15 protein-coding genes are annotated in these 25,192 nt (G+C 71.9%); 5 read left to right on the top strand and 10 right to left on the bottom strand.

The features are described 5' to 3' along the window. Nucleotides 1–42: 42 nt before the first annotated feature. The 6 genes from RNL97_RS29345 to RNL97_RS29320 all read right to left on the bottom strand — a co-directional run bounded on the left by RNL97_RS29345 (nt 43) and on the right by RNL97_RS29320 (nt 16,203). Nucleotides 43–1,194, bottom strand: a complete 1,152-nt coding sequence (locus RNL97_RS29345; RefSeq protein WP_050500091.1) for a cytochrome P450 — start codon at nt 1,192–1,194, stop codon at nt 43–45. Between the two features lie 98 nt (nt 1,195–1,292). Continuing rightward, entirely contained in the window at nt 1,293–2,348 is a 1,056-nt protein-coding gene (locus tag RNL97_RS29340) for an MDR family NADP-dependent oxidoreductase (protein ID WP_030584837.1), read from the bottom strand. Beyond that, nucleotides 2,345–4,072 carry a phytoene desaturase family protein gene (locus RNL97_RS29335; RefSeq protein WP_030584840.1) on the bottom strand — a complete coding sequence of 576 codons (1,728 nt, stop codon included), beginning with the start codon at nt 4,070–4,072 and terminating at the stop codon, nt 2,345–2,347. The genes RNL97_RS29340 and RNL97_RS29335 overlap by 4 nt, the downstream gene beginning before the upstream one ends. Further along, nucleotides 4,069–5,814: a phytoene desaturase family protein gene (locus RNL97_RS29330; protein WP_313751397.1), complete on the bottom strand. Its 1,746-nt coding sequence runs from the start codon at nt 5,812–5,814 to the stop codon at nt 4,069–4,071. Before RNL97_RS29330 ends, RNL97_RS29335 begins: the two co-directional genes overlap by 4 nt. After that, nucleotides 5,804–15,202, bottom strand: a complete 9,399-nt coding sequence (locus RNL97_RS29325) for a non-ribosomal peptide synthetase/type I polyketide synthase (RefSeq protein WP_313751396.1) — start codon at nt 15,200–15,202, stop codon at nt 5,804–5,806. Before RNL97_RS29325 ends, RNL97_RS29330 begins: the two co-directional genes overlap by 11 nt. A gap of 59 nt (nt 15,203–15,261) precedes the next feature. After that, nucleotides 15,262–16,203, bottom strand: coding sequence for a sterol desaturase family protein (locus tag RNL97_RS29320; RefSeq protein ID WP_030584850.1), 942 nt, complete (start codon nt 16,201–16,203; stop codon nt 15,262–15,264). A gap of 552 nt (nt 16,204–16,755) precedes the next feature. Here RNL97_RS29320 and RNL97_RS29315 point away from each other — a divergent pair. Beyond that, entirely contained in the window at nt 16,756–17,967 is a 1,212-nt protein-coding gene (locus RNL97_RS29315; protein WP_243315922.1) for a cysteine desulfurase-like protein, read from the top strand. 64 nt (nt 17,968–18,031) lie between these two features. Here the strand turns inward: RNL97_RS29315 and RNL97_RS29310 are convergent, their stop codons facing one another. Next, a complete protein-coding gene (locus RNL97_RS29310; RefSeq protein WP_050500084.1) occupies nt 18,032–19,105 on the bottom strand; it encodes a MerR family transcriptional regulator in 1,074 nt (357 codons plus the stop codon). 112 nt (nt 19,106–19,217) lie between these two features. Here RNL97_RS29310 and RNL97_RS29305 point away from each other — a divergent pair, with 112 nt between their 5' ends. Next, on the top strand, nt 19,218–19,760 hold the full coding sequence (locus RNL97_RS29305; RefSeq protein WP_030584858.1) for a DUF4383 domain-containing protein: 543 nt from the start codon (nt 19,218–19,220) through the stop codon (nt 19,758–19,760). Here RNL97_RS29305 and RNL97_RS29300 read toward each other — a convergent pair. Further along, nucleotides 19,745–20,587, bottom strand: coding sequence for a DUF1206 domain-containing protein (locus tag RNL97_RS29300; RefSeq protein ID WP_078652057.1), 843 nt, complete (start codon nt 20,585–20,587; stop codon nt 19,745–19,747). The two genes, RNL97_RS29305 and RNL97_RS29300, sit on opposite strands and share 16 nt — an antisense overlap. 213 nt (nt 20,588–20,800) lie before the next feature. Between RNL97_RS29300 and RNL97_RS29295 the strand changes: the two genes are divergently transcribed. From RNL97_RS29295 to RNL97_RS29285, 3 genes are all read left to right on the top strand, one after another. Further along, entirely contained in the window at nt 20,801–21,382 is a 582-nt protein-coding gene (locus RNL97_RS29295) for a fasciclin domain-containing protein (protein WP_243315920.1), read from the top strand. 40 nt (nt 21,383–21,422) lie between these two features. Further along, nucleotides 21,423–21,923, top strand: coding sequence for a MarR family winged helix-turn-helix transcriptional regulator (locus tag RNL97_RS29290; protein ID WP_030584867.1), 501 nt, complete (start codon nt 21,423–21,425; stop codon nt 21,921–21,923). A 122-nt stretch (nt 21,924–22,045) separates the two neighbouring features. After that, nucleotides 22,046–24,133, top strand: a complete 2,088-nt coding sequence (locus RNL97_RS29285; protein WP_243315919.1) for an MMPL family transporter — start codon at nt 22,046–22,048, stop codon at nt 24,131–24,133. A 4-nt stretch (nt 24,134–24,137) separates the two neighbouring features. On the opposite strand, the gene RNL97_RS29280 is transcribed toward RNL97_RS29285, so the two are convergent. Next, complete coding sequence (locus RNL97_RS29280) at nt 24,138–24,662, bottom strand: DUF7144 family membrane protein (protein WP_199814207.1); 525 nt, start codon at nt 24,660–24,662, stop codon at nt 24,138–24,140. Further along, nucleotides 24,662–25,189: a DoxX family protein gene (locus RNL97_RS29275; protein ID WP_030584876.1), complete on the bottom strand. Its 528-nt coding sequence runs from the start codon at nt 25,187–25,189 to the stop codon at nt 24,662–24,664. Before RNL97_RS29275 ends, RNL97_RS29280 begins: the two co-directional genes overlap by 1 nt. Nucleotides 25,190–25,192 lie beyond the last annotated feature (3 nt).

The raw sequence follows: 25,192 nt of genomic DNA, 5'->3' as shown, positions 1-25,192 counted from the left end.
TACCGGCGGCGCTCCCGGCGCCCCGGCCTCCCGGGGGCGGGCCTACCACCTGACGCCCAGAAAGCGGGGGCTGCGGGAGGTCGTTCCGGTGCGCCACACGACCGGGTCCGCCGGGTCGGCCAGGCGCAGATCCGGGAAACGGGCGGCCAGGCGGTGCAGGGCGAGTTGGAGTTCCGTACGGGCCAGCCAGGCACCGAGGCAGTAGTGGGGCCCGGCGCCGAAGGAGAGCGTGGGGGCCTCCAGGGGGGCGAACAGGTCGTGGAGCGTCGCGGGCGGGAAGACCTCGGGGTCGCGGTTGGCCATGCCGCAGTCGGCGAGCACGATCGCGCCGGCCGGGATCGTCACCCCGCCGACCTCGACGTCCGTGGCGGCGTGCCGCGTACTGCCCCGGTCGTCGCCGAGCGGTACGAGGTGGACGAGCCGGTCCGCGACGGTCTCGGCGGCCTCCTCGTCGGCCCCGAGACGGGGCCAGGTCTCGCGGCGTTCGCCGAGGAGGTAGAGCAGCGCGTTGCCGAGCATGGTCATCGTGCTGTCGTGGCCGCCGACGACCAGCCCGCACACCAGGCTGACCAACTGCGCCTCGGGAACGCCCCCTTCCTCGTCGGCCGCCGCGACGATCCCGCTGACCAGGTCCTCCCCCGGAGCCCGGCGCCGCTCCGCGAGGAGGTCCGCGCCGAACGTGCTGAACTCCCGGAGGACCGAGGCCACTTCTTCGCCTTCATGGGTGCCGTCGGAGAAGGCGTGTTCGCTCCAGGTCCGCAGCCGGTCCCCCGTGGACTCGTCCAGTCCCATCAACCGGCTGATCACCGCCACCGGCAGGGGGAGAGCGAACTCGGCCACCATGTCCGCCGGTTGCGGTCGTGCCTCCAGCCGGTCGAGCAGTTCCTCGACGATCGCGGCGATCCACGGCCGCCAGCGGGCGACGGCCCTCGGGGTGAACGCACGCCGCAGGGTGCGGCGCAGGCGCAGATGGGCGGGGCCGTCCTGGTTGAACATCAGGTCGGGGTCGTTCACGAGGTCCGGTACGCCGGAGAGGGCCGGGGCATCGGGGGCGTACAGCTGGGCCCGGCCGAAGCGCGGGTCGGAGAGCACCTGGCGGACGTCGGCGTACCGGCTGACCAGCCAGGCGGGCGTGCCGCCCGGGAGCTCGGTGCGGCAGGGCGGCCCGGCTTCCTCGAAGCGCAGGCGGTGCATCGGCTCCGGGGCCGGGGCCGGGGCCGGTTCCTTGGGGTCGATGGTCAATGTGCCTCCTGGGACGGGGCGTTGGAGCGGCGGGAGAGAAGCGGCGGCGCTCAGAGTTCGACGAGTACCTTGCCGCGGTTGGCCGCCCGGTCGCCGTAGAGGCTGGCGTAGGCGGCGGGGATGGCGTCGAAGCCGTGGTACACGGTGTGGTCGCAGACGACCTCCCCGCGCCGGACCCGGCCGCCCAGCTCGGTGTGGAGGTCCTGCCAGTTGCGTTCGGTGAACCATTCCAGGGAGAAGATGCCGCGCACCGTGGCGCGCGGGAACATCAGACAGGGCAGGAGCCGGGGGCCGGTGTCGTCATTGCCGACCTGGGTCGCCCACTGCCAGCACACCGCCACCTGGCTGCCGATGTTGAGCAGGGAGAACACCGCGTCGGTGACCGTGCCGCCGAGGTTGTCGAAGTACCGGTCGACGCCGTGGGGGGCCGCCCGGGCCAGCGCCTCGCGCACGGTGTCCTCGCCGTCCCCGTGGCGGTAGACGACCACCGCGTCGAACCCGAGCCCGGTGAGGTAGTCCGCCTTCTCCGGGGACGAGGTGGTGCCGATGACCCGGGCCCCGTCGAGCGCCGCGAGCTGGCCGACGAGGGCCCCCACCGCACCGGAGGCCCCGCTGACCACGAGCGTCTCGCCAGGGTTGATCGTCATGTACTTGGAGAGGGTCCCCCACGCGGTCATACCCGGACCGCCCATCACGCTGAGGGCGGTCGACAGCGGCAGGGCGTCGTCGTACCACCGGGGGTCGAGCCTGCGGTACGCCGGGAAGACCATGGGGAACGTGCCGGTCTGCCAGAGTTCGGGGACACCGGTCGAGATCACATGTGTACGCCAGCCGCCGAAGCCCTGGACGAGGTCGCCGACGCGGTGGGCGGCGCGTGGTCCGGCCTCCACCACCTCCATGATCGAGTCGGCGCCCATGTGCCGGCCGATGGGGGTGTCGAGGGCGATGCCCTGGAGGTAGGGGTCGACGGAGACGTACAGGGTGCGCAACAGCATCTCGTCGGGGGCCAGCGTGACGTCGACGTGCTCGACGACCTTCTCGTACACGCGGTCCACGTCGGGGACGCCCTCCATGTGCTCGCGGACCACCCATGTGGCGATCTTCATGGCTTCCTCTCCATCGATGTGGCGGGGCGGACGGGCACGGGGATCACCCGGTGGGTCGGCGGGGGTGCGGTGAGGTCGATCGACGCGGTGAAGGGCTTGCCGTCGTCGCGGCAGACGAACTGCATGACGTGGCGCCCGGCGGCGGCGGCCCGGATGAGGCCGCCGGTGGTGGCCCAGACGCCGGACTGGTAGAAGTCGCGCAGTCCGGGAAGGCCGGGGCCGTGCTTCTTGATCAGCTCTTCGAGCTTCTCGCCGCTCTCCACGAAGGGCTGCCAGCCGAGCACGGTCCCGTCGTAGTTGCCGGTGTAGCGGACCTGGGTGAGGGGGCTGGAGACGTCCCGGACGACGATCGCGTCCCGCAGGCCGGGGTGGCGCTGTTCGAGGAAGCCGACGAGCGCCTCGCGGGCTCGCCGTTTCGCCGCGTAGTAGCCGCGCCCGTGGCGTACGGGCAGGGTGTGCAGCTCCTGGCCGCCGCGGGTACGGGTGACCTGTTCGGGGCCCTCGTCCAGGGCGCGCCAGGGGGCGATGTCGCAGAAGTAGGTGGCGTAGACGACGCTGGTGCCGTCCGGGGACAGCTCGGGGTAATGGCGGCTGCGGAACTGGACGTTGATGCTGGGATGCCGGATCCCGGTCAGCTCGGCCGCCAGGGACTCGTCGATCAGGTGCGTCGTGCAGGGGTCGCCCTCGGGGAAGGGGCGGGAGAGGCCGAGGAAGAGGGTGAAGTAGCCGGGGAAGACCATGCCGGGCTCGTGGATGGTCTCGGTGTAGAGCTTGCGGTACTCCTCGCCCAGGTAGGCGCCCTTCAGGAACTTCATCGTGGTGGTGTAGCCGTCGCAGGCCGAGACGACGATGTCGGCCCGCAGTTCGCCGCCGCCGCTGAGCCGGACACCCACCGCCCGGTCGTCCTCGACGATCACCGACTCGACCCTCGTGTTGTACGAGACCTCGCCGCCGAGCCGCCGGTAGCGGGCCTCGATCGACTCGGCGAGACCGAGGGAGCCGCCCTCGGGGACGCCCGCGGAGAGGTTGGCGTGCGAGGCGAGCTGGAAGTGGAACGGAAGGACGGGGAAGGCCGGGTGCTTCTCGTACAGGATGAAGTTGAAGGCCTCCCGCAGCAGCGGGTCCTTGAAGCGCGCCGAGAAGTCGGTCATCAGGACGGTGATCGTGGTGCGCACGGCGTTGAAGTACGGCAGGAACGAGGCGAGCATCCGCCAGCGCTCCCGGCGCCCCATCAGTCCGACGGGTTTGAGGAAGGGGTAGACGGCCAACGCCTCGCGGAAGCTGCGCAGTTGCCCGCAGAACTTCCGTACGAGGCGGGTGTCGGCCGGTGAGATGCCGATGAGGTGGGCTTCGAGGCGGTCGGGGTCGGAGTAGAAGTGGACGGCCCGGCCGTCGGCGCCGCGCACGATGTTGAAGACGTCGAAGTGGCGGATCTCCTTGCCCTGGAGGGCACCGAGCTCCAGCCAGATCTGGTGCATCTCGTTGCCGGGGCCGCTGCCGAGGAGCCAGCTGACGCAGGCGTCCAGCGTGAAGCCCCCGCGCTCCCAGGCGGTGCAGCAGCCGCCGGGGATCTCGTGCATCTCCAGGATGCGGGTGCGGTAGCCGTTCATCTGGGCGTAGCAGCCGGTGGAGAGGCCGCCGAGCCCGGCCCCGATGATGATCATCGTCTCCCGGGTTCCGCGCGCGCCGCCGCCACGCGGGGGCCGGTTCCCGTCGCCGCTCATGAGCCCCCGCTCTCCCGCGCCGACCACCGGTCGAGCTGGGGCAGGTGCCCCAGCTTCCCGGGGTGCCACGGTTCGTCGCCCTTGCTCTCCCAGGCTCGGAATTCCAGCCCCAGTTCGCGGCAGAGGTACTGGACGGCGAAGCGGCCGGTGGAGGCGGCACGGATCAGGCCGCCCATGCCGACCCACTGGCCGGCCATGGAGAAGCCGCTCAGTCCGGGCAGCCGCATCCGGTCCCTGCCGACCAGACGCGCCGCCACGTCATCGGCGTCGGAGAAGGCCTTCCAGGCGAGGATGGAGCCGCCCAGGTTGCCGGTGTAGCGGTGGGTCGTGGCGGGTGTGGCGACCTCGATCATCTCGATGCGGTCGGCGAGGCCGGGGGTGCGGCGCTCCAGGAAGTCTCGGACGAAGTGGGCGACTTCACGCTTGCGGCGACGGTATTCCTTGCGGTTCCTGGTGCGCAGGTCCTTCCAGTGGGCGTAGTCGCTGAAGTACGTGCAGTGCAGGACGGAGCAGCCGGGTGGTGCGAAGCCTCCCGAGTAGCGGGAGCGGGCCTGGACGACGAGGCTGTCCTGCAGCGCGCCGGGGAGGTGGTCCGCGTCGTCCGGGCCGAGGAGGTGGGTGGTGCTGTGCGCCTCGTCGGGGTCCAGGTCGCCGCGCAGGCCGACGAAGGCGGAGACGACGGCGGGGAAGAGGGCGCCGGGCCGGTGGAGGAGGTCGGTGTAGAGCTTGTCGATGCGGGGGCCGGTGTACCGGCCGCCCAGCAGTCCGTAGACGGTGGTGTGCCCGTCGCAGGCGGAGACCACGTGCTCGGCGAAATACCGCTTTCCGCCCCGTAGTTCGATGCCGATCGCCCGGTCGTTCTCAACCAGGACCCGTTCGGCGCGGGCCCGGTAGGTGATCGTGCCGCCCAGGTTCCGGTAGCGCTCCTCGATCGACCGGGCGAGGCCGAGCGAACCCCCTTGAGGGAAACCGGCGTTGCCGTGGTGGGCTGCGGCCATGTTGAAGAGGTACGGCAGCAGCGGGAAGCCCTCCGGGTCCTGGAAGAAGATGTTGCGGAACGCCTTGCGGAGCAGGGGGTCCTGGAACCGGTCGGCGAACACGTGCATCGGCGTGGCCGCGGTCCGCCAGAACAGCCGGAAGGCCGGGAGCACCGTGCGCAGGGTCTCGACCCGTTCCCGTACGGTCCGCAGGGCGGGCGCGGTCAGGAACGGATACAGCTCGATGTCGATGAATTGCCGCAGGTCCCAGGTGAAGGCCCGGATGAGCGGGGCGTCGGCGGGCGAGATGTCCAGGAGGTGGGCCTCCAGGCGGTCGGGGTCGTTGTAGAACGTCACCGACCGGCCGTGTTCGTCCTCGACCTTGTTGAACAGCTCGAAGTTGGTGACGGACTTGCCGTCCAGCGCGCCGAGTTCGGCCCACACCTGGTGTGCGTCGTTGCCCGGGGCGGTGCCGATGAGCCATTCGATGCAGTAGTCGAAGAGGTAGCCGTCCCGCGACCAGGCCGTGCAGCAGCCGCCGGGCAGTACGTGCTTCTCGAAGACGCGGGTCCTGGCGCCGCTCATCTGCGCGTAGCAGCCGGTGGAGAGGCCGGCCACGCCCGCACCGACGACGATGACGCGGGGCGGGGTGCCGGGCGTGCGTTCCCTGGTCGTCCAGTCGGAGGAATCGCGGGAGTCGGAGGACTCCGTGCGGGCGCAGGGGTCGGTGGCCCCGGTGGTCCCGGTCGTGTCGTCAGCCGACATGGGCCGCCTCCCCGGCGATGACCGACCGGACCAACTGGGCATTGCGGACCAGGTGTTTGGCGTCGAGCATGTCGGCATGGACGCCGGAGCCGCGCAGGACCGCGGTCGCGCCGGTGGAGCTGCCGTGCCAGGTGCCGTGCTCCCCGGCGGCGTAGAGGGCCGCCTTCTCCTCGTCGGTGATGACGGTGACCGTCGCGGCGACCGTGCCGGTGTTGGGGGTGCGCCCGCAGAACGCGAGGTATTCGGCGGCATGGGCGAGGGTCTCGTGGGTGACGGCGTCGGATCCGGTGTGCTTGCGTACGTGGTCGGCGAGTTCGGCCTCGAAGGCGGCGATGCCGGAGGGGTCCGGTTCGTAGGCGGTGAGGATGCGGCGGGAGTCGAGGATGACGACATGGGCGACGCGGCGACCGCGCCGCTCCAGCTCCTTGGCGGTCTCGAAGGCGAGGTTGCCGCCGAGGGAGTAGCCGAGGAGCAGGCAGGGACCTTCGGGCCGGTCGGCCTCGATCAGGTCGGCGTACCGGGCGACCTTGTCGTCTCCGGGGAGGTAGTTGAAGCCGATGACGCGGTGGTCCGGGAGCTGGGCGGCCAGACCCCGGTAGACGAGCCCGTGGCCGCCGGCGGGCGGGAAGCAGAAGAGGACGGGGTGCTGTCCGGCGTTGAAGGTCAGGCTGGGCAGCTCCTCGGCGCTCGCCCCGAGCAGGACGTCCTGCACCGTGGCGGCCATGCCGTGCAGGGTGGTGACCTGGTAGAGCCTGCTGACGGGGACGCCGACGCCGAACTCGGTGCGCAGGTGGTGGAGGAGTTCGACGAGCTTGATCGAGCTGCCGCCGAGTTCGAAGAAGTCGTCTTCCAGGCCGACCTGTTCACATCCCAGGAGCGTCTTCCAGTGCCGGGCGACGCTCACCTCGTACAGCGTCACGGGCTCCTCGTGCGGCCGGTCGCCCGCCCCGGCCCGTGGGGCGGGCAGGGCAGCCGTGTCGACCTTGCCGTTGGCGGTGTGTGGCAGAGCGGGCACCTCGGTGAAGTGGGACGGGATCATGTACGAGGGCAGTGAGCGGGCCAGATGGCGGCGCAGTGCCCGGACGTCGAGGGCGGCGCCGGCCCGCGGTACGCAGTAGGCGCAGAGGGCCGCGTCTCCCCCGGTGTCGGTGCGTACGGTGACGACGGCGCGGGCGATCGGCGGCCACTGGGCGAGGTGCGCCTCGATCTCGCCGATCTCGATGCGGTGACCGCGCAGTTTGATCTGTCCGTCGGTCCGGCCGAGCAGATGAACCCGGCCGTGCGCGTCCCAGCGGGCGATGTCGCCGGTGCGGTAGAGCCGTTCGGCGCGGGCGCCGGGGGCCCTGGAGAGGGTACGGGTGACGAAGCGCTCGCCGGTCTGCTCGGGGTCCCCGGCGTACCCGAGGGCGACGCCGTCGCCGCCGATGCAGAGTTCGCCGGGCACGCCGGGCGGGACGGGTTCGCCGTGGGTGTCGAGGATGTGGAGGGTGCTGTTGGGCAGGGGGCGGCCGATCGGGACCATCACGCCGGATTCCAGGTCGTCGATGGGCCCCTCGAAATACGCGCTGTCGATGGTGGCCTCGGTGAGGCCGTAGGAGTTGACGAGGCGGGTGCCGGGGCCGCACAGCTCGGCCAGCCTGCGGTACTCCCCCACACTCCAGGCGTCCGATCCGACCACCAGCAGCCGCAGGAAGTCCAGCCGCAGCCCCTCCCGTGCACAGTGGTCCATCAGACCGCGTACGACGGCGGGGACGAACTCCGCACAGTCCACGCGTTCCTGACGCATCGTGCGGTAGAGGCGGGTGGTGTCGAAGAGGAGGTCGCGGTCGGCCAGGACGAGCGTGCCGCCCGAGCACAGGGCACGCACCAGATCGCCGGTGAACACGTCGAAGGAGGGGTCGGCCATCTGGAGGTGGGTCGTCACGTCGGTGTCCAGCCGGTACGCCTGCTGCCAGGCGGCGTGTGCGGAGGCGAGGTTGCGGTGGCTGACGCGGACGGCCTTCGGGCGGCCGGTGGACCCTGAGGTGGTGACGACGTACGCGGGCGAGTCCGGAGCGGCCTGGACCGCCGGTCCTTCCGGGTGTGGTTCGGTGCGGGCGAGGGCGGTGAGGGTGAGCGTGGGCGCGGTCAGTGCGCCGAGGTCTCCGGTCGCCCCGGGGCCGGCGTCGTCGGCGACGAGGACGAGCTGCGCTCCGGTGGCCGATACGAGGTGGGCGAGCCGGTCGCCGGGCTGGTCGGGCCGGACCGGGAGGTAGGCGGCGCCGGTCTTGAGCACGGCGAGCAGGGCGACGATCAGCTCGGGCGACTTGTTCAGGCGGAGTACGACCACGGAGCCTTCGCCGATCCCGAGCGTCCGCAGACGGGCTGCGGTGTCGGCAGCCCGCCGCTCCAGTTCCGCGTAGGTCAGCCGGTGCGCTCCACCGTGCGCCGAGGGCGTGGTGACGGCGACGGCCGTGGGATGTTCGGCGGCGGCGCGGGCGATCAGCGCGTGGACCGGGGTGAACGGCTCGTCGTCCCGGTGTCCGGCGGTGGACGGCAGGGCCGGGCGGCTCCACTCCCCCACGAGCCGCTCCCGCTCCCGGTCGCCGAGCATCGCCAGCCGGGAGGCGGGCTGTCTACCCGGTGCGCGGGTCATCCGGTCGAGGAGCCGGGTGTAGTGGGCGGCCATGCGCCGCATGGTCTCGGGGAGGAAGAGGTCGGTGTTGTACTTGAACACGCAGTGGAACCGGCCCTCCGCCTCGTCCTCGTAGGCGGACAGCGTTATGTCGAACTGCCCTTCCTCCTCAGGTAGTTCGATGTACTCCAAACGGTAGCCGTACTGCTCGGTGGCCACCTTGTGGGTGAGGAGGATGAACATCGCCTGGAAGACGGCGGAGCGGCTGGGGTCGTGCTGGAGGCCCAGTTTCTCGACGAGGAGGACGAAGGGGTACTCCTGGTTGTCCAGGCCGCCGAGCACGGTCCGGCGGACCTGTTGCAGCAGTTCGGCGACGCTCGGGTCCTCGGACAGGTCGGCGTGCAGGGGGAGCGGGTTGACGAAGTAGCCGTAGACGGAGGCGAAGTCCTGCCGTGTACGACCGGTCACCGGGCTGCCGACGACGATGTGGTCCTGCCCGGAGTAGCGATGCAGCAGGAGGTAGTAGGCGCTGAGCAGCACCATGAACGGGGTGACGCCGTGCGTCCGGGCCAGGGCGTGGACGCGGGCGCTCAGCGCGTCGTCGAGGACGAAGAACTCCGAGGCCCCGTTGTGGGTCTGGACCGCCGGGCGCGGTTTGTCGACGGGGAGGTCCAGGAGCGGGACCTCGGCCGGCAGATGGGACCGCCAGTAGTCGAGCATGCCCGCGGCTTCGGGCCCGGCCAGGAAGGTGTTCTGCTGGTTGAGGAAGTCGAGGTAGCGGGCTTCGACCGGCGGGAGCTGGGGCTCCTGGTTGCGGCGCAACGCCTCGTAGATGGCCAGGAGTTCCTCGATGAAGGTGAACGTGGAGATGGCGTCGGAGACGATGTGGTGGACGGCCTTCATGATGATCCAGCGGTCCGGACCGCGCTGGAAGAGGCGGAAGCGGATCAGCGGGTCGTGGGCGAGGTCGTAGGGTTTGCGGTACTCCTCGATGATCGTGGCGTGGACGGTCTCCCAGTCCTCGCCCCGGACGTCGAAGAGGGCGAGGTCGGTCCTGGCGTCCTCGGAGACCCGCTGCACGGCCTGCCCGTCCTCCAGGTGGAAGTTGGTGCGCAGCGCGGGGTGGCGGGCGATGAGCCGGCGGACGGCCTCGAACATCAGGTCCGGTTCGAGGGCGACGTTCACCTCGACGGCCCCGCCGATGTTGTACGCGTAACCTTCGGGGTTGAGGTGCTTGAGGAACCAGAGCGCCTTCTGGTTCTGGGTCAGCGGGTACTGCCGCTCGTCGCTGTGGAGTTGGACCGTGCCTGCCGTCCCTGCGGGGTCTTCCGCCGCGGCCAGGGCGGTGAGTCCGTCGTGGAGCTGAGCGGCGAGTTCCCCGGCCGGGGTGCCGCTGAGCAGGGCGACCACGGGCAGGGCGACCCCGAGTTCGGCGTGGATCCGGGCCCGTAGCTCCATGGCGAGGAGCGAGTCGAGGCCGAGTTCGCCGAGGCCGGTGGCGGAGTCGATGCGGTCGGCGCCGGTACGCAGGACGTTGGCGGCCAGGGCGGCGAACCGCTCGGCGACGAGGGCTCGTCGGGCCTCGTCACCGGCGGCGCGGAAGGTGTCGAGGAACCCGTTGCCGGAAGTGGTGTCCATGGGCGGGGCGGCGGCGGCAGCGAGGTCGGTGACCAGTGGCGGCGGGGACGGGTACCAGGCGAGGAAGGCCGGCCAGTCGACGACGGTGGCGACGACGAGCTGGGCGTGGTCCTGGCCGATGACGCGCTCCAGGACGGCCATGCCCGTGTCCGGGGAGAGCGAGCTCATGCCCCGGCTGTGCAAGTAGTGCTCGACCAGGCCGAGTTCCTCGATCATGCCGGTGGCCCAGGGGCCCCAGTCCAGGCTGAGCGCGGGCAGGCCCTGGGCGCGACGGTGGTGGGCGAGGGCGTCCAGGAAGGCGTTCCCTGCGGCGTAGTTGGTCTGGCCCGCCGTGGTCAGCAGGGAGGCGATCGAGGCGAACAGCACGAAGTGTTCGAGGGGTTCGTCCCGCAGGTGCCGGTGCAGGAGATGGGCGCCGACGGTCTTGGGGTCGTGGACGGCGTCGAAGGCGGCCCGGTCGAGATCGGCGACGAGCGTGTCGCGGACCTGGCCGGCGAGGTGGAACACTCCGCGCACGGGCGGCGCTCCGCTGCGCCGATGGGCGTCGAGCCAGCCGGTCAGGGCGTCCTCGTCGGTGATGTCGAACGTCGCCGGGACCGGCTGCGCGCCGAGCGCCTCCAGCTCGCGGAGCAGGGCCACGGCCCGGCCCTCGACGGTGCCGGGGTCGGTGCCGGCCCACTTCTCCCGGGGCGGTACGGGGGCACGCCCGACCAGCACGATCCGCCGGGCTCCCCGGCGTACGAGCGTGCGGCACAGCAGCCGTCCGAGCGCGCCGAACGCACCGGTGACCAGGTAGCTTCCGTCGGCTCGCAGGCGCAACGGCAGCGGTCGGGTGAGGTTCCCGGCGGGGCGGAGGCGGCCGGTGCGGCGGCGGCCGTCGCGCAGAGCGATCTCCGCTTCGTCGTCGCTGAGCGCTTCGGCCAGGAGTGCGGCGGCCTCGGCCCGGACGCCGTCGGGGCCGGGGTGTCGCCGCGGGTCGAGGTCGATGAGCTTACCGGGGTGGTCGGTCAGTTCCTGGTGGCGCAGGACGCGGCCGATGCCCCAGGCGGGTGCTCCGAGGGGTTCGGGTGCTTCGCCGGGCAGGGCGGGCTGGGCGCCCCGGGTGACGATGTGCAGGCGGCCTCCCTCGCCCCGGGCGGACAGCAGCCGGGCCAGCGCGATCAGGGAGTACGCGCCCGCGCCGGTGTGGTCGCCGAGGGCGGTCCGGTCGCAGGCGGCGAGGGCGGGGGCGTCGAGGTTCCACAGGTGCAGGACGGTCCCCCGGAAGGGCCCGCCGTCGCGGTCGAGGTCGGCGAAGAGGCGTCGCAGGTCGGCGTCGGACCCGGGGTCGACGGTGTAGGTGCGGCCGTCGGCGGAGGCTGTGTAGGCCGCCCCCCGGCGCACCAGGCGGCAGCGTTCGCCCCGGGCGCCGGCCAGGGCGGCGAAGGCGTCCGCGGTGCCTCTGGCATCGGCGAGGAGCAGCCAGTCCACGTCCCGCGGCAGGGCTTCGGCGTCCTCGGCCGGCAGCGGCGGGCAGTCGGTCCAGACGGGTTCGGCGAGCCAGGAGTCGATCGTGGTGCGGGCGACAGCGGTGGCGGCCTTCTCGACGTCGGCGGCGCGGAAGCCCTCGATGCGGCCGATGGGTGTGCCGTCGTCGGCGTACAGGGCGATGTTGCCGAGGGTGGTGTCCGCGTCGGCGGGCAGCAGGGTGGCGTGGGCCCAGAACGGCTGGTCGCCGATGGGTTCGAGGGCGACCTCGTCCAGGGAGAGCGGCAGCCTGATCCCGGTGGCCGGGGGGCGGTCCTCGGGTGCCGCCGGGATCAGCGGAGTCAGGAGGGCCTGGAAGCAGGCGTCGAGGAGGACGGGGTGGAGGTGGTGGCCGGCGGCGCCGTCGCCGATCGCCCGGGGCGGGCGGATCCGGGCGAGGATCTCGTCGGCGCCGATCCAGACCTCCTGCACGGCCTGGAAGGCGGGCCCGTAGTGGTAGCCGAGGGCGGCGAGAGCGGTGTAGCAGTCGGGGCCTTCGAGGTGGCGGTGGGTCCTGGACCGGATCGCGGGGGCGTCGAGCGGTGGAGCGGTACGGCGGCGCTGGCCGGTGCGGACGACTCCGCTCGCGTGGACGGCCCGTTCGCCGTCCTCACCGGTCGGGGAGGCGATGGTGAAGGCGGCGTTCTCCAGGGAGAGCGACACCTCCACGGTGCGGTCCTCGCCGTCGGGCAGGAAGAGCGCCTTGCGCAGGTCGATGTCGGCGAGGACGGCCGCGGTGCCGCCGGTGAGCCGCAGGACGGCCTGGGCCGCCATCTCCAGGTAGCCGGCGGCGGGGAAGACCACGGTGTCCTGGATGCGGTGGTCGGCGAGGTAGGGCAGGGCCTCGGTGTCCAGGCGGGCCTGCCAGGTCGGTTCGGTGGCATCGGTGCGGCGGCCGAGGAGCGGGTGGTCGCGGTGGCCGAGCCGGACCTGGGCGACCGGGCGGGGCTCGGTCCAGTGGCGGTCGCGCCGGAAGGGGTGGCGGGGCAGGGTGACGGGCCGGCCGGTGGGCTGGAGCAGGTCCCAGTCGATGGGGACGCCGAGGGTGTGCAGCGTACCGAGCGAGGCGGCGAAGCGCTCGGTCTCGTCCTCCCGGCGGCGGATCGAGGGCAGGGTGAGCGCGGGCCTCCCGCCCGCGTCGAGGCATTCGCGGATCGCGTGGCCGAGGACCGGGTGCGGGCCGATCTCCAGGAAGACGCGGTGGCCGTCGTCGGCGATGCGGTCGATCGCCGAGCGGAAGCGGACCCGGTCACGGACGTTCTTCCACCAGTAGGCGGCGTCGAGCTCCTCGCCCCGGGCGACCCCTTCGTCCCCGGTGAGATACAGCGGCACCTGGGTGGGACGCGGCTCCAACGGTGCTAGTTCTGCCAGCAGTTCGTTCTTGATACGTTCCATGCCTCCGCTGTGGTAAGGCACTTCCACGGTGAGGAACTTCGCGAACTGCTGCTCGGCCCGCAGCTCTTCGGCCAGCAGGGTCAGCGCCGCCTCGTCCCCGGCCAGGGTGATCGCGGTGGGGCTGTTGACGGCGGCGATGGAGACCCGGTCGCGGTAGGGGCGCACCCGGCGCTCCGCCTCGTCCTCGGACAGGCTGACGGCGAGCATGGTGCCCGTGCCGGCCAGGGTCTGCTGGAGGCGGCTGCGGTGCACGACGATCCTGGCCGCGTCCCGCAGGGAGTAGACGCCTGCCGCGTGGAAGGCGGCGATCTCGCCGGTGCTGTGGCCGACCACGGCGTCGGGGCGCACCCCGTGGGACCGCCACAGGGCGGCCAGGGCGACCTGTACGGCGAAGTTCGCGGGCTGGGCGAGCCAGGTCTCGGTCATCCGGGAGAGGGATGCGTCGGCGGTCAGCTCCTCGACGAGGGACCAGTCGGCGAACTCCCGCAGCGCGCGGTCACACGCGGTGACGGCGTCCCGGAAGACCGGTTCCGCTTCCAGGAGTTGCCGGCCCATGCCCCACCACTGGGGGCCCATGCCGGTGAAGACCCAGACCAGCTTGCGGTCGGCGGCGTCCCGGGCCCGGCCGTGAACGACCCGGGGGTGCGGCTCGCCCCGCTCGTGGGCGGCCAGGGCCTCGTCGAGAGAGGCGCGGGAGGAGTGGACGACACACAGCCGTTCGGGCAGGTGCTGGCGGCGGTGGGCCAGGGTGTGGCCGAGGTCGTCGAGGGCCACGGCCGGGCCGTTGTCGCCCGCCAGCTCGGCCCGGATCCCGGCCGCCATCTCCGCGAGGGCGCCCGGGCGGCGGGCGCTGAGCGGCAGGATGCTCCAGCGCCGCCCGGAAGACGCGGTGCTCCCGGGGGCCGGGGGAACCTGCGGCGGGGCCTCCTCCAGGACGACGTGGGCGTTGGTACCGCCGAAACCGAAGGAGTTCACCCCGGCGCGGGCGGGCCCATCGTGAGCGGGCCAGTCGGTGGGCCGGGTGGGGATCTCGTAGGGCAGGGTCGCCGGGTCGATGGCGGGGTTGAGGTTCTCCAGGTTGATGTGGGGCGGGATCGTGCGGTGCTCGATGCTCAGCACGGTCTTGATCAGCCCGGCGATCCCGGCCGCGGATTCGGTGTGGCCGATGTTGGTCTTGACCGAGCCGACATAGGCGCGGGCGCCGGGAGCCCGTCCGACGGCGAGCGCGCGGGCCAGGGCGTTCGCCTCGATCGGGTCACCGACCGGGGTGGAGGTGCCGTGCGCCTCCATGTACTGGAGGTCGCCGGGGGTGATGCCCGCCTCGGCGCAGACCCGGCGGATCAGGTCGACCTGGGCGTCCGGGTTGGGCACGGTGATGCCGTTGGTGTGGCCGTCCTGGTTGACGCCGCTGGCCAGGATCACCGCGTGGATCCGGTCCCCGTCCCGTACGGCGTCGTCCAGCCGCTTCAGCGCGACGAGGCCGACGCCTTCGGCCCGTACGTAGCCGTCGGCGGCGGCGTCGAACGTACGGGAGCGGCCCTCGGGCGACAGGAACCCGCCCTTCGTCTCGGCGACGGTGTACTGCGGGGCCATGTGCAGCAGGGTGCCGCCGGCCAGTGCGAGGTCGGTCTCCCCGTTGTGCAGTGCCTGGCACGCGAGGTGGACGGCGACCAGGGAGGAGCTGCACGCCGTGTCGACGGACAGGCTCGGGCCGCGGAAGTCGAAGCAGTACGAGATGCGGTTCGAGACCATCGTCATCATGGTCCCGGTCGCGGTGTGGGCGGCCAGCGAGGTGAAGCCCAGATCGGCGAATTGCAGGATCTTGTAGTCCAGGGTGAAGGCGCCGACGTAGACGGCGACGTTGCCTCCGGCGAGGTCGGCGGGGCGCTGGCCGCCGTCCTCCAGCGCCTCCCAGGCCACTTCGAGGAGCTTCCGCTGCTGCGGGTCCATGTGGTCGGCCTCGCGGGGGCTGATGCCGAAGAAGGCGGGGTCGAACTCGTCGAAGCCGTCGATGTATCCGCCGCGGCCGCCGACGAGGCGCCCGGGTTTGTCGCGGAACCGGCTGCCGAGCGTGCGGACGTCGTACCGGTCGGGCGGGGTGGGGACGATGCAGTCCTTGCCCGCCACCAGGTTCCGCCAGAACGAGCGGTGGTCCGAGGCGCCGCCGGGCAGGCGGCAGCCCATCCCGATGATCGCCACCTTGTCCCGTAACGCCCGGCTGTTCGCGTCGGCCATTCGAACTCCTCAGGTCGTGGTGCGGTGATTCGTGGTGAAGCACGAGGCGGGGGCGGCGGTCACTCCGGTCCGGGGCGCGGGGCGGGTCTGCGTCGCCAGGGGTGCAGAAGGGCTGCGAGGATCTCGCCGGTTTCGGGGAACGAGGCGGGATCGTGCAGGCCGACGGCGGTGGGTTCGCGGCCGGGGCGCCAGGTGAAGCTGCCGAAGAGGTGGTCCCAGCACGACAGGTCGGAGCCGTAGTGGCCGGCTTCGGACAGATCGGTGCTGTGGTGCAGGCGGTGCTGCTCGGGGCCGGCCAGCAGATGGTTGAGCGGGCCGATGCGGACGTCGATGTTGGCGTGGACGAAGTAGCCCTGCGCGGCGACGAAGAGGCCGGCCACCAGGACGGCGGGGCGCGAGAAGCCGACGAGGGCCAGGGCCAGTTGGACGAGGCTCTGCGCCAGGACGATGTCCAGCACGTGGTTGACCCCGTTGTTGGCGACGTTGACCTTCTCCGGCACGTGATGCACCCCGTGCAGGCGCCAGAGCAGGGCGTTCCGATGGCCCAGCCGGTGCACGGCGTAGCTCACCAGCGATCCGGTGAGGAGGGCGCCGGGGATCTCGGCCCAGAGGTGGCGGGCCGGTTCCTCCGGCGAGATCAGGCCGACGGCCAGAGCGACCAGCAGCTGCGCCAGTCCGCTTCCGGCCATGGTGAGCAGGAAGTAGATGCCGTACCAGCGCCACTCGTCCTTTCCGGGGTGCCAGTCCGGGTCGTAAGGAATCAAGCGCTCCAGGAGCGCCAGATAGGCGATCACCCCGATGAGGAAAAGCGGTCCCACCCATGCCGGATCCCATCGCAGACGCAATGCGAACGCCGCAACGCCCACGACCGCGAGGAGGAGGACGGGGTAGGCGACGACACGGAGAATGCGGGACGCCGAATTCCTTACCACCCCCGTCCCGGAAACCGAATAGTCGGCCGAATGGATTTCGCCATCGGCGGCGCACTCGCGCTCGTCCATACGTGACCCCCACAAGGGAACGCAACTGGGAGAGAGATCAATTGTTCCGCATCAGCGCAGGCCGCGGCCCTGAGAGCCTCGGTGAACTCCGGGGCGACCATGGCCCCGCGCTGACGCCTTTCAGACACCCGGCTCCGATGAAATTCGGCCGTGGCGTGAACTGATGCCCCCGACCCCATCAGCCCAGATCATCTATTTCCCGATCCCATGGCTTTAACCACGCCCGACCGAGATAAATCGACCGGCGCTTTTGTTCCCGGAAGCCATACGGAAAGGATCGCACAACCGAGCGAGGTCACGTTTCGGGGACATTTCTTCGTAGGATCATCGCTATGCCGGGAGACGGCGCATTACGGTGCGCCGGGAGAAGAATTCCCACGCTCGGGCGTACGTCGGAGCGGCGAGCCGCGCGCCCGCGCGCAAACGGTGTCGCCGCGCGCTCCTCACCAGCCCGTGCGCGGCGGCATGGCCCCGCGCTCCTTCCGCCGGAGGGCTCCGCCCTGCGATGATCGCGGCGAGATCCGGCAGCCATCAGCGAACCGAGGAGCCTCCTTGTCGTACGACGTCAGCGCGGTGCGCGCACAGTTCCCCGCCCTGCGCTCCGGTACGGCGCACTTCGACGGCCCCGGCGGCACCCAGACCCCGGCCTCCGTCGTCGCCGCGATCGGCGAGGCGATGAGCCGCCCGCTGTCCAACCGGGGCTCCACTCTGCCCGGAGAGGTCAACGCGGAGGAGATCGTCCGGGAATTCCGGCAGGCGATGGCGGATCTGCTGGGCGCGGATCCGGGCGGGATCGTGTTCGGCCGGAGCGCCACCCAGCTCACCTACGACTTCTCGCGCATGCTGGCCCGGACATGGCAGCCGGGGGACGAAGTGGTGGTGAGCCGGCTGGACCACGACGCCAACATCCGCCCGTGGGTGCAGGCGGCCGAGCGGATGGGGGCGGTGGTGCGGTGGGCAGACTTCGACCCGGCGACCGGCGAACTGCCTCCGGAGGCCGTCGGCGCGCAGATCACCGGGCGGACCCGGCTGGTCGCGGTGACCGGCGCCTCCAATCTGATCGGCACCCGGCCCGATATCCCGGCCGTCGCCCGACTCGCCCACACGGCAGGCGCGTTGCTGTACGTGGACGGGGTCCACCTCACGGCGCACCGCGCGGTGGACCTGGAGCGGCTCGGGGCGGACTTCCTCGTCTGCTCCCCGTACAAGTTCTTCGGCCCCCACCACGGGGTGCTGGCCGCTCGGCCGGAACTGCTCGACACCCTCCGCCCGGAGAAGCTTGCGCCGTCCACCGACGCCGTACCGGAGCGCTTCGAACTCGGCACGCTCCCGTACGAGTTGATGGTGGGGACCCGTGCGGCGGTGGACTTCATCGCGGAGCTGGGCACCGTAGCGGCCACGGGGCTCGCGGGGCGTCGCGAGCGGCTGCTGTCGGCGTACGCGGCGATCGAGTCCCACGAGACCGCGCTGCGGGAGAGCATGGAGAAGGGGGTACGCGATCTGGGCGGGGTGACGGTGCGCTCGCGGGCCGCCGAACGCACCCCCACCCTCCTGCTCACCTTCGAGGGCCGGGACGCGAGGGACGCCTACCGTGCCCTCGCCCGCTCCGGGGTGCACGCGCCCGCCGGGTCGTTCTACGCCCTGGAGGCATCCCGGCACCTGGGGCTCGGCGAGAGCGGCGGCCTGCGCGTCGGGCTGTCGGCGTACAACGACGCGGAGGATGTGGAGCGGCTCCTGACGGGCCTGTCGGACTTCCTGGGCTGACGGCGGGGACAGGGGTGTCCGGCGGGGCGAGGCCCCGGGTCCGCTGGAGCGTCCACCGGACCCCTCAGAGCGCGGCCAGGGCGTCCACCGCGTCGGCCAGCCCGGACAGGCGCCGGGCCCCCGGCGGCTGCCGCCCCGCCCAGCCGGGTCCGGCCGCGCAGACGACGGGACGCCTGCGCGCGCCCCGCACGCCCCATTCGAGCGCGTCCAACCGGGCCACGAGCGCGGGGCTCGCCGTCCTCCGGGACTGCGCCCAGAGCACCACCGCGGCGGGGCCGGTGCGCCGGACCGCGTCCTCCAGCGCCTCGGCGGGCAGGGCCGCACCGAACATGCGGACCGGCAGGCCCTGTTGGGCGAGGGTCGCGGCGAGGGCCTCCAGGGCGAGGGTATGGGTCTCGCCGGGCGCGCAGGCCAGCAGGGCGAGGCCCGCGCCGGGGGCGGGGGCCCGGCCGGCCGCGACCCCGCGCAGCGCGCCGGAGACGTGCCACGACAACAGATGCTCGACCTCGATGTACCGCTCCCCCGCCGTCTCCCACTTACGGCCCACCGCGTGCAGCACCGGCATCATCACCTCGTCCCAGGCGGCCGGGAGTCCGTAGCGGTCGAGCACCGCCGTGAGCAGCTCGTCCAGGGCCGGCGCGTCCAGCCGGGCCGCGGCCCGGGCCAGACCGCGGCACTCCTGGCGGGCCCGGCCGACCGGAAGCGGCTCGGGAGGCCGGGAAGCGGGCGCCGGGCGGGGCGCAGCCGGGACTCCGGACGACCCGGCGCCCGTCGATCCGGATCCCGAGAGTGCCCGTGGCGACGCTCCGGTGCCCGGCAGTCCCGTGCCGGACGATCGGACGCCCGCGATGCGGCCGTCCGACGGCCTCGCGCCGGACGGTCCGGCCAGGACGGTACGGGCGGCCTCGGCCGGGGCCAGACCGGCGCTCGTCAGGGCGCACATGTTCCGCAGCACGGCGATGTCCGCCTCGGTCCAGCGGCGGTGGCGCCCGTCCTCCCGTGCGGCCGGCCCGATGCCGTAGCGGCGGTCCCACGAGCGCAGCGTCGTCGGCGCGACGCCCAGGAGGCGGGCCACCGCACCCGTGGTCAGACCACCGTTACACAAGACGTGCGCAGCCATACCAGTGGATACACTCATATAGCAAACATACGGCGCAAAAACGACGCATGTTGCTCAGCGCGTACGCGCGCGGTTCGCTGTTGATCACGGACCACGTCCGCCGTGCGGCGCGAGGAAACGGGAGACGGCCATGAAACTGAGCGACGAGCTGCCCACCGATCACCGGCTGGCGGCGGTGTACCGGATCGGCGCAGCGCTCTGCGGAGCGATCCTGATGGTGTTCGGCTCTCTCGGCTTCGCGAACCAGCTGAGCTTCTTCGACACCGATGGCAGCCAGATCGCCGGGATGACGTCCAACGGGCTTCTCAGCCTGATCTCGCTGCTCGTCGGCGCGGTGCTGATCACCGGTGCGGTGGTGGGCGGCAATGTCGCCTCCACGGTGAACATGACCGTCGGCTCGCTCTTCCTGCTCAGCGGCTTCGTCCACATCTTCATCCTGGACCGGGCCGCGAACATCCTGGACTTCAGCATGGCGAACGTCATCTTCAGTTTCGTGATGGGGCTGCTGATCCTCACGTTCGGGATGTACGGGCGGGTGACCGGCGGCCTCCCGCACGACAACCCGTACTGGCGTCGGCGCCACCCCGAGCAGGCCGCACGCGAAGCCGCCGCCCGCAGGAGGGCGGCGGCGGGAGGCCCGCTGGGTGACGGGTCTGCTCAGACCTTGCGGTAGCGGGCGTTGAACCAGGAGAACACGCCGAAGGCGACCAGTCCGAGGGCGATGAGCACCAGCAGCCACGGGCCGACCGGGGTGTCGGCGAAGGAGCGCAGGGTGTCGTCCATCCCCTTGGACTTGTCGGGCTTGTGCTCGATGGCGGCGGCTATGGCGAACGCCCCCGCCGCGGCGAAGACACTGCCGCGGGCCGCTCCGCCGAACACCCCCGTGACGTCCACGGCCTGGCGGACCCGGCGGGACATCTGCGACAGCTTCAGGTGCTTGCGGTACTTGCGCATGATCGCCCGGACCGCGATCCACAGGCCCGCGCCGGCCACCACGGCGCCGCCGATCCCGACGATCCACTGACCGCCCGGCCAGCCGAGCGCCTTGGCGGTGATGTCCTGCGACTGCTGGTCGGACGAGCCTCCGCCGCTGCCGGAGCTTCCGGCGGCGAAGGAGAGCACCGAGTAGGCGACGAAGGCGTAGAAGACCGCACGGCCGGCCGCCATGGCCCGCTTGCGCGGCTTGTGTTCGTCGGGCCCGGCACCGCCGAACAGCGCTTCGGAAAGGCGCCACAGCGCCATGCCCGCCACGGCTACGCCCAGCACCCACAGCAGGGCCGTACCGAAGGGCTTCTCGGCTATCTCCGCGACCGCACCGCCCCGGTCGGCCTGCTTCTCATCTCCTCCGGGGAACGCGATCCGCAGGGCGAGCAGGCCCACGAGAACGTAGATCACCCCGCGGGCGACGAACCCGGCGCGACCCGCCGCCTCCATGGCGTCACTGTTCGCGGCCCGCCGTGCCTGGCCACGCCCCTGCGCTGTTACTGAACGGCTATTCATGTCACCCGGTTGCCCCCGTACGTCGGATCAATGCAGTGAAGGTCCCGGATCGATGCCGTGAGGATCCCGGGCCGACCCGGTGAAGTCCCCCGAGGCCCTTTCGACGCAGAAACGACGCGACAGGCGCGGCGAGAGGTCGCGGGTCAGTGTGGAAGGGACGCAGAAGACTCACGGGGCGATGGAGAAGCCCCCTCGCTCGCCGGAGGAGACATCATGACGATCACCCGCCTGCAGCGCACCGCGGCGGCCGCCGCCGCCCTCGCCTTTCCCGCCTCTCTGGCGTTCTTCGCCCCCCAGGCGCAGGCCGAGGCCCCAGCAGAGCCGTACGGGCCCGCATGCGCCTCCGTACCGAAGGAGGGTGCGGGCAGCCTGGAAGGCATGGCGAAGGACCCGGTCGCCACCGCCGCGTCCAACAACCCCGAGCTCTCCACTCTCGTCGAGGCGGTGAAGAAGGCCGGTCTGGTCGACACCCTCAACAACGCGAAGGACATCACGGTGTTCGCGCCGACCAACGCCGCCTTCGAGAAGATCCCGCAGGCGGATCTGGAGGCACTCCTGAACGACAAGGCCCAGCTCACCAAGGTGCTGACGTACCACGTGGTGGGCGAGAAGGTCACCACGCAGCAGATGGAGGACGGCACCTTCAAGACGCTGGAAGGAAGCGACCTCACGACGAAGGGCTCCGGCACCGAGTTCACGGTGAACGACTCCTCGAAGATCGTCTGCGGCAACGTGCCGACGGCCAACGCCACGGTGAACCTGGTCGACACGGTGCTCATGCCGCCGTCCTCATGACACCGCGGGCACCTGAACGGGGGTTCTATACGCTGAAGGCGTGAGACACGCCGACGACCGACCGAACCGGAGCGGCGCCTCGGATTCCGAGGCGCCGCTCGCAGACCTCCAGGCCTTCGCGGTCGAGCTGCGCCGGATGAACGGCGAGATCAACCGGATGACCCACGGGTTCGCGGTGAACCAGCGACTGCACCCCACGGACGTGAGCGCGCTCGGGGCCATCCTCGACGCCCCGTCGCCCCTGACGCCGGGGGCTCTGCGGGAGCATCTGGGCCTCACCTCCGGTGCGGTGACCGCCTGCCTGGACCGGCTGGAGCGGGCCGGGCACATCCGCCGGGCCCGGGAGAGCGCCGACCGCCGGGTGGTGCACGTGTACTACGAGCCGAGCGCCCGGACCGTCGCCCGCGACTACTTCATGCCGCTCGCCGAGGCCACGGCACGGGCCCGAGCACGGTTCAGCGAGGGCGAACTGACGACTGTGCTGCGCTTCCTCGCCGCGATGAACGAGGAAATGGCCGAGGTGCCTCCGGCGCGTCGCTGAACAACCCTCCCGCCCGCGGGCCCCTCCACCCCCCGTACGAACTCCCGGGCGAGCCGTCGCGTAATGTATTTCAACGATTGAGATTGTTCACCGATGAGACATCTCCACCCCTCGGGAGAGACATGCCCACCCCTGCACGGTCGGTCCGCTGGCTGGTCCCCGTCGTCCTGCTGATCGCCTGGCTCGGCATCGGCGGCGGACTCGGACCGTATGCCGGAAAGCTCGGCGAGGTCGCCACCAACGACCAGGCAGCCTTCCTGCCCCAGAACGCCGAGTCCACGCAAGTCATCGAAGCCCAGAAGGCGTTCCAGCAGAACGAGACCCTGCCGGTCATCCTCGTCTGGACCTCGGCGAAGAAGGACGCCCCGGTCGACGGCGAGCAGCGCGAGGCCGCCACCGGCGCCCTCGCCTCGCTCGCCGGGAGCGACGGCGTCGTCGGTACCCCCTCCCCCGCGCTGCCGGCCGAAGACGGCCTCGCGCTCCAGGGCATCGTGCAGCTGAGCCCGGACCTCGGGGACGAGCTGCCGACGGTGCTGGAGGAGGTCGAGAAGGCGGGCGCGTCCGTGTCCGGTACGACGGTCCAGCTCGCAGGGCCGGCCGCCAGCCAGGCGGATCTGTCCGACGCCTTCGCGGGCATCGACGGGCTGCTGCTCGGGGTCGCCCTGATCACGGTGCTGGTCATCCTGCTGCTGGTCTACCGCAGTGTGCTGCTGCCCTTCGTCATCATCCTCGGCGCGGTCTTCGCCCTCGGTCTGTCCTGTGCGATCGTCTACGTCCTCGCCGACCACGACATCGTGCGCGTGGACGGCCAGGTTCAGGGCATCCTGTCGATCCTGGTGATCGGCGCGGCGACGGACTACGCGCTGCTGCTCACCGCCCGGTTCCGGGAGGAACTCGCCGTTTATGGCGACCGGTTCGCCGCGATGCGGGTCGCGCTGCGCGAGTCCTTCGGTCCGATCACGGCGAGCGCCGCGACCGTCGCGGCCGGTCTGCTCGCGCTGCTGCTGAGCGACCTCACCAACAACCGGGCCCTCGGCCCCGTGGGCGCGATCGGCATCGTCTGCTCCGTCCTGAGCGCTCTCACCTTCCTGCCCGCCGCACTGGTCCTGCTCGGCCGGACCGCCTACTGGCCGGCGAAGCCCAAGCCCGCCGAGGACCAGGTGTCCGGTGGCCACGGCATCTGGCACAGGGTCGCGGCCCTCGTCGACCGGGCGCCCCGCAAGGTCTGGGCGATCACCCTGGCGGCCCTGATCGCCTGTGCCGCCTTCGCCCCGACGCTCACCTCCAAGGGGGTGCCGCTCGACGAGATCTTCGTCAACGACGCCCCGTCCGTGGCCGCCCAGGAGGCGCTGAGCGAGCACTTCCCCGGCGGCTCGGGCAATCCGGCGGTGATCATCGCCGCGGCGGACCGCCTGCCCGAGGTGACCGAGGCCGCCGAGCGTACCGACGGGGTGGACTCGGCCGTGCCGGTGAGCGCGGGCGGGCGGCCGGGCGGCGAACCTCTCGTCGTCGACGGCAAGGTCCGCATCGACGCGACGCTCGAGGACGCGGCGGACAGCGACGGGGCCAAGGAGGCGGTCGCCGCGCTGCGCACCGCGGTCCACGCGGTACCGGGATCGGACGCCCTGGTCGGCGGTTACACCGCGCAGCAGTACGACACCCAGCGCACGGCCGAGGACGACCGCATGCTGATCGTGCCGGTGGTGCTGGCGATCATCCTGGTGATCCTGGTCTTCCTGCTGCGGTCGCTGCTCATGCCGGTGCTGCTCGTGGCGACGGTGGCGCTGAACTTCCTGGCCACGCTGGGCATTTCCTCGCTGGCCTTCACCCATGTGTTCGGCTTCAGCGGCACGGATTCATCGGTTCCGCTGTACGGATTCGTGTTCCTGGTCGCCCTGGGCGTCGACTACAACATCTTCCTGATGTCCCGGGTCCGGGAGGAGTCGCTGCGCCACGGCACCCGGGAGGGCATCCTGCGCGGGCTGACCACGACCGGCGGGGTCATCACCTCGGCGGGTGTCGTCCTGGCGGCCACCTTCGCGGCGCTGGGCGTGATCCCGCTGGCGTTCCTGGTCCAGATCGCGTTCATCGTGGCCTTCGGCGTCCTGCTCGACACGCTGGTCGTCCGGTCGCTCCTCGTCCCGGCGCTGGTCCGGGACATCGGGCCGAAGGCGTGGTGGCCGGGGGCGCTGAGCCGCGGGAGGTCCTGAGGCATCAAGGCCGCCGCAGCGCGTCCCCGGGCGCCCGGCCCGGGTCCCGGTAGGCGGCGAGCGCCCAGATCACGAAGATGTCCAGGGCGATGACGATCACCGACCAGAGGGGCGCGTACGGCAGGAAGAGGAAGTGCGCGAAGAGGTTCAGGGAGGCGAAGACGATGCCGGCCACTCTGGCCCATCGCGCCCCCTTGAGCAGTCCCGCCCCGGTGACGGCGACGCAGACGCCGAGCACCAGGTGGATCCAGCCCCAGCCGTCGAGGCTGAAGCGGTAGACGTACTCGCCGACGTCGCCGTAGACGTCACCGTCGGCCAGGGCCGCGATGCCCTCCAGGGCCGCGACGGCGCCCTGGCAGAGCATCAGCACCCCGGCGAAGAGCACACCGCCGGTCACCCAGAGGCTGTCCGGGTCGGGCGCGGGAGCGCGCCCGGCCGGACCGTCGCCGCGCTGCCACGGCGTATCGCCCTGACCGGGCCCCTGCCCGAAGCCGGACGGATCAGCGGCCCGGGACGGGTCCTCGCTCATCAGGACGTCTCCTGCTTCTGGGCCGCCTGTCCCTTCGCCCGCCTGCCGACCACCGCGGCGGCCGCGGCCGCGCTGCCCGCGAAGGCCAGCGCGACCATCCAGGGCCGGTCGAAGACATGGCAGGTGACGTGGTCCACGGAGTAGCGCCCGGGGCCGGCCAGACCGATGGCCGCGGCGGTGAACCCGAGGAACGCCGGGTACTCGTAGCCGCCGCCCTGGGCGAAGAAGCCCGCCGGTGCGTGCACGGCCACCGCACCGGCCATCGCCCCGGCGGCCGCCGCGCCCGCCGCCGGAGTGGCGAGCCCCAGCGCCAGCAGCACACCGCCACCCGCCTCGCCGAGCCCGGCGGCCACGGCGCTGTGCTTGGGCGGGTGGAACCCCATCGCCTCCATCGCCGCCGTGGTGCCCTGGATGCCTCCGCCGCCGAACCAGCCGGCCAGCTTCTGGCTGCCGTGGGCGGCGAGCACCGCGCCGGTGCCGACGCGCAGGGCGAGCAGACCGAGATCACGCCGGTTGAAGCAGACCATGAG

This window comes from Streptomyces parvus (assembly GCF_032121415.1).
Taxonomy (GTDB): domain Bacteria; phylum Actinomycetota; class Actinomycetes; order Streptomycetales; family Streptomycetaceae; genus Streptomyces; species Streptomyces globisporus_A.
This window is presented reverse-complemented; position numbering and strand designations above follow the sequence as displayed.

What these genes read in the sequence shown, in the direction of transcription:
- RNL97_RS29340 (WP_030584837.1), bottom strand. Translation starts at nt 2,348, where the DNA reads ATGAAGATCGCCACATGGGTGGTCCGCGAGCACATGGAGGGCGTCCCC.
- RNL97_RS29295 (WP_243315920.1), top strand. Translation starts at nt 20,801, where the DNA reads ATGACGATCACCCGCCTGCAGCGCACCGCGGCGGCCGCCGCCGCCCTC.
- RNL97_RS29345 (WP_050500091.1), bottom strand. Translation starts at nt 1,194, where the DNA reads ATGCACCGCCTGCGCTTCGAGGAAGCCGGGCCGCCCTGCCGCACCGAG.
- RNL97_RS29305 (WP_030584858.1), top strand. Translation starts at nt 19,218, where the DNA reads ATGAAACTGAGCGACGAGCTGCCCACCGATCACCGGCTGGCGGCGGTG.
- RNL97_RS29320 (WP_030584850.1), bottom strand. Translation starts at nt 16,203, where the DNA reads ATGGACGAGCGCGAGTGCGCCGCCGATGGCGAAATCCATTCGGCCGAC.
- RNL97_RS29300 (WP_078652057.1), bottom strand. Translation starts at nt 20,587, where the DNA reads ATGAATAGCCGTTCAGTAACAGCGCAGGGGCGTGGCCAGGCACGGCGG.
- RNL97_RS29285 (WP_243315919.1), top strand. Translation starts at nt 22,046, where the DNA reads ATGCCCACCCCTGCACGGTCGGTCCGCTGGCTGGTCCCCGTCGTCCTG.
- RNL97_RS29275 (WP_030584876.1), bottom strand. Translation starts at nt 25,189, where the DNA reads ATGGTCTGCTTCAACCGGCGTGATCTCGGTCTGCTCGCCCTGCGCGTC.
- RNL97_RS29310 (WP_050500084.1), bottom strand. Translation starts at nt 19,105, where the DNA reads ATGAGTGTATCCACTGGTATGGCTGCGCACGTCTTGTGTAACGGTGGT.
- RNL97_RS29325 (WP_313751396.1), bottom strand. Translation starts at nt 15,202, where the DNA reads ATGGCCGACGCGAACAGCCGGGCGTTACGGGACAAGGTGGCGATCATC.
- RNL97_RS29280 (WP_199814207.1), bottom strand. Translation starts at nt 24,662, where the DNA reads ATGAGCGAGGACCCGTCCCGGGCCGCTGATCCGTCCGGCTTCGGGCAG.
- RNL97_RS29330 (WP_313751397.1), bottom strand. Translation starts at nt 5,814, where the DNA reads ATGTCGGCTGACGACACGACCGGGACCACCGGGGCCACCGACCCCTGC.
- RNL97_RS29335 (WP_030584840.1), bottom strand. Translation starts at nt 4,072, where the DNA reads ATGAGCGGCGACGGGAACCGGCCCCCGCGTGGCGGCGGCGCGCGCGGA.